This is a genomic window from uncultured Dialister sp., assembly GCF_900541605.1.
In the GTDB taxonomy this organism is placed as follows: domain Bacteria; phylum Bacillota; class Negativicutes; order Veillonellales; family Dialisteraceae; genus Dialister.
Genome location: NZ_UQKJ01000152.1, coordinates 1 through 4056, shown reverse-complemented (window position 1 = coordinate 4056; position 4056 = coordinate 1). Strand labels below are relative to the sequence as shown.

The following is a 4056-nucleotide window of genomic DNA, read 5'->3' as shown; positions in this document are numbered from 1 at the left end:
CACGAATGACTCTATCCGTAAGCATCGCCCTAACAGCTCGATAAACTGAAATATTCCATTCTCCCCAAAATGCATCTTGACGAAAGCTATGGGGCAGTGCTATAGTATGTTCAACTTCATACAGGCAGTGAAGAGAAGAGTAAGCGGGAAAGAAAGTCAAAGAGAGCCCCAGGTGGTGAAAAGGGGTACCGGACGTCCTTCTGAAGATGGCCTCTGAGCCTTTCTGCTGAATAGTCAGGCAGGACGGGAATTCCCGTTACAGAAGAGAAGTATTAAGGCTTTGCCGGCGTACTTCATAAGGCTTTTCCGGTGACGGAAAGGCGAACCTGGGTGGTACCGCGAAATCAATCCTTCGTCCCAAATGGGACGGAGGATTTTTTATTAACCAAAATACAGGAGGAGTACTATGAATTACAAGAAGACCCTGATCGCATCCATCGCAGCTCTCGCTGCTGTTTCCTTTATCGCAGGCTGCGGAGACCAGAAAGCAGCCGCTCCGGCAAAATCTGCTTCTTCCGATAAAGCGGTAACCATTAAAGTCGGCGTTTCCCCCGTTCCCCACGGTGAAATTCTGAATGCCGTCAAAGACCAGCTGGCAAAAGAAGGCGTCAATGTAGAAATTGTCGAATTCACAGACTATGTACAGCCAAACCTGGCACTGAACGACAAGAGCCTGGATGCCAACTATTTCCAGCATAAACCGTACCTCGATGAATTCTGCAAATCCCGGGGCCTCGACCTGAAGTCCATCGGCACCGTCCACCTGGAACCGATGGCTGTATACTCCTCCAAAATTAAAGATATCAAAGACCTGCCCGATGGCGCCCATGTCACCATTCCAAATGACCCCACCAACGGCGGCCGCGCCCTGCTGGTACTCCAGTCCGCAGGACTCATTAAGCTCCGTGATGGTGCCCCCATCACCGCTACCCCCCAGGACATCGCTGAAAACCCGAAGAATCTCCAGTTCTCCGAGCTGGAAGCGCCCCAGCTGCCCCGTTCCCTGGAAGATTCTGACATTGCAGTCATCAACATGAACTTTGCCCTGGAAGCCAAACTGGATCCGAAGAGCGCTATCTATACAGAAAGTTCTGACTCCCCCTATGCCAATATCGTAGCGGTACGGGCAGGAGACGAAAACCGTCCGGAACTGCAGAAACTCATGAAAGCGCTGAACAGCCAGGAAGCCAAAGATTTCATCAACAAGAAATACAACGGCTCCATCAAAGCTACATTCTGATTTCCAATAAAGAAAGAGAGGATTCCTTCACAGGACTCCTCTCTTTTTATGTGGAATGAAAGATTTTCCATGAAATATAACGGCCCCATGAGACGGAAAGTCTGCCTGAATTAAATATTGTAATAAACCCTCCTCTCCCCTTGCATTTCCCAACCGATTTATATTACACTATGGATAGTATTGAACAATTCGTACTGTAATTAAATGGAGACTACCATGGACCGTCGTCAGCAAAAGACAAGGGCTGCCATTTTTGATGCATTCAGCGCCCTGTTGTCAGAAAAACCTTATTCCAAAATTACCATCCAGGATATTATTGACCGCGCCAACATAGGGCGAAGCACATTCTACGCCCATTTCAAAGCCAAGGACAGCCTGTTGGAGGAAATGTGCGGTGAACTGTTTGATCACATCATCGACGGCGTCATGAATGACAACATGCCCGATGACGGACATACGGCCCCCGGCGTGCCGGATCCCGTTTTTGCCCACCTTCTGCAGCACATCGCCGCCAACACAAACCATACGAGAGATCTCCTGACTTCGGAAAGCAGCGATATTTTCCTCCGCTTTTTCAAATCCAGCCTGAACCGCCTTATCGCTTCCTATGTGCTGAAAGGCAGGACCCCTTCCTGCCATGTGCCGGAGGAATTCCTGCTGAACCATATCTCCGGCAGTTTCGTGGAAATGGTGCAGTGGTGGGTGCAGAGAAAAATGAAGGAGACCCCGGAAGAGCTGGACGCCTATTTCCGGGCAGTCATTGAGCCTTTATTATAAGGTATAAGAGAGCCATGGCACAGGCCATGGCTCTTTCATTCGCAGTATGCCAATGGATAGAGTCATTCGTGCAGGGCTTCCAGGGAAGCCAGGGAAGCCCTCGCACAAGTTGACTCTATCCAACAGCATTGCTCCGACAGTTCACCGCGGCTGACTCTATCCCATATCCTTGAATCCCTAAACTCCCCTCTTTATTGTGTTCCTGATTTACGCTATAATGATACAAATATATCAGATAGAAAGGAAACCACTTGACCTGCTTCGTGGAAAGAGGTATAGTTATCCTTAATTATCTGTTATGGAATTTTTTTACTCAAGGAGGAAATAATGGCAACCTATATTAATGAACCGGCACATACCTTTAATGAATATCTGCTCATTCCCGGATATTCCGATACGAACTGCATTCCTGCAAACGTATCCCTGAAAACACCACTGGTGAGATTCAAAAAGGGCGAAAAACCGGCTATTACATTAAATATCCCCATGGTTTCTGCTATCATGCAGGCCGTATCCGGCGAAAGACTGGCCGTAGAGCTGGCCAGAAACGGCGGTATTTCTTTCATCTACGGTTCCCAGACACCGGAAGAAGAAGCAGCCATGGTTGCCAGAGTCAAAGCCCAGAAGGCAGGCTTCGTACCCAGCGATTCCAACCTTTCCCCTGAAAATACACTGGCCGACGTTCTTGCGCTGAAAGCAAAGACCGGTCATTCCACCGTTGCCATTACCGATGACGGCACAGCTTCCGGCCGGCTGGTAGGTATCGTTTCCAGCCGTGACTACCGCGTAAGCCGCATGGATAAATCCGAAAAAGTTAAAAATTTCATGACTCCCCTTGAAAAACTGGTCACCGCTAAATTCGGCATTACCCTGTCCGAAGCCAACGACATCATCTGGGACAACAAGATCAATTCTCTTCCTGTCCTTTATGAAGACGGCAAGCTCTACGGCTTCGTATTCCGTAAGGACTACGATTCCCACCAGGAGAACCCCAATGAAATGCTGGATGCCCAGAAACGTTTCATCGTCGGTGCCGGCATTAACTCCCGGGACTACGAAGAACGGGTACCGAAACTGGTGGATGCCGGAGTCGATGTCCTCTGCATCGATTCTTCCGAAGGTTTCTCCGAATGGCAGAAAATTACCCTCGACTGGATTCATAAGAAATACAACGGCAAGGTCCGTGTAGGTGCCGGAAACGTTGTCGACAAAGACGGCTTCCTCTTCCTCGCCAAGGCTGGCGCTGATTTCGTAAAAGTCGGCATCGGCGGCGGTTCCATCTGCATCACCCGTGAAACAAAAGGTATCGGCCGCGGCCAGGCAACTGCCCTCATCGAAGTATGCCAGGCAAGAGACGAATACTATAAGGAAACCGGCATTTACGTACCGGTATGCTCCGATGGCGGCATCGTTTACGACCACCACATCACCCTGGCCCTGGCCATGGGCGCTGATTTCGTCATGCTGGGCCGTTACTTCGCCCGTTTCGACGAATCCCCGACACAGAAGAGAACCGTCGGCGGCACCGTTGTGAAGGAATACTGGGGCGAAGGTTCCAACCGTGCAAGAAACTGGGGCCGCTACGACCTGGACGGTTCCAAGAAACTGGCCTTTGAAGAAGGTGTCGATTCCTACGTTCCTTATGCAGGTCCACTGAAAGAAAACGTAGAAAAGACCTGTGCCAAGATCAAAGCCACCATGTGCAACTGCGGCGCCATCACCATTCCGGAACTCCAGAAGAAAGCAAAACTGACCCTCGTTTCCGCTACCTCCATCGTAGAAGGCGGCGCCCACGACGTCATCCGGAAAGAAAAGGACGGCTCCGACCGTTAATTGACCGATTGAATCCAATAAAAAGGGCCAGGAAAAATGAGATTCCATTTTTCCTGGTCCTTTTTCTATGGCACCAAGGCAAGAGAACTACGGCCAATTTCAGTTTGCCCCGCTGTTGGGCGGCGCTGATGGATAGAGTCATTCGTGCAGGGCTTCTAGGGAAGCGCTGATTAAATCGTTGTCAGATTTCATTCTTGGATTTTTAT

General features: G+C 49.8%; 3 protein-coding genes and 1 other annotated feature. All 3 genes read left to right on the top strand.

The features are described 5' to 3' along the window. Positions 1-118: 118 nt before the first annotated feature. Positions 119-363 (top strand) — a binding site (T-box leader). A 43-nt stretch (positions 364-406) separates the two neighbouring features. The 3 genes from QZR21_RS08380 to QZR21_RS08370 all read left to right on the top strand — a co-directional run bounded on the left by QZR21_RS08380 (position 407) and on the right by QZR21_RS08370 (position 3850). Further along, entirely contained in the window at positions 407-1240 is an 834-nt protein-coding gene (locus tag QZR21_RS08380; RefSeq protein ID WP_296095758.1) for a MetQ/NlpA family ABC transporter substrate-binding protein, read from the top strand. A 216-nt stretch (positions 1241-1456) separates the two neighbouring features. Continuing rightward, the gene (locus QZR21_RS08375; protein ID WP_296095763.1) at positions 1457-2017 is read left to right on the top strand and encodes a TetR/AcrR family transcriptional regulator; all 561 of its coding nucleotides are present in this window, start codon (positions 1457-1459) and stop codon (positions 2015-2017) included. 327 nt (positions 2018-2344) lie between these two features. Next, the gene (locus QZR21_RS08370) at positions 2345-3850 is read left to right on the top strand and encodes an IMP dehydrogenase (protein ID WP_296095766.1); all 1506 of its coding nucleotides are present in this window, start codon (positions 2345-2347) and stop codon (positions 3848-3850) included. The last annotated feature ends 206 nt before the right edge of the window (positions 3851-4056 follow it).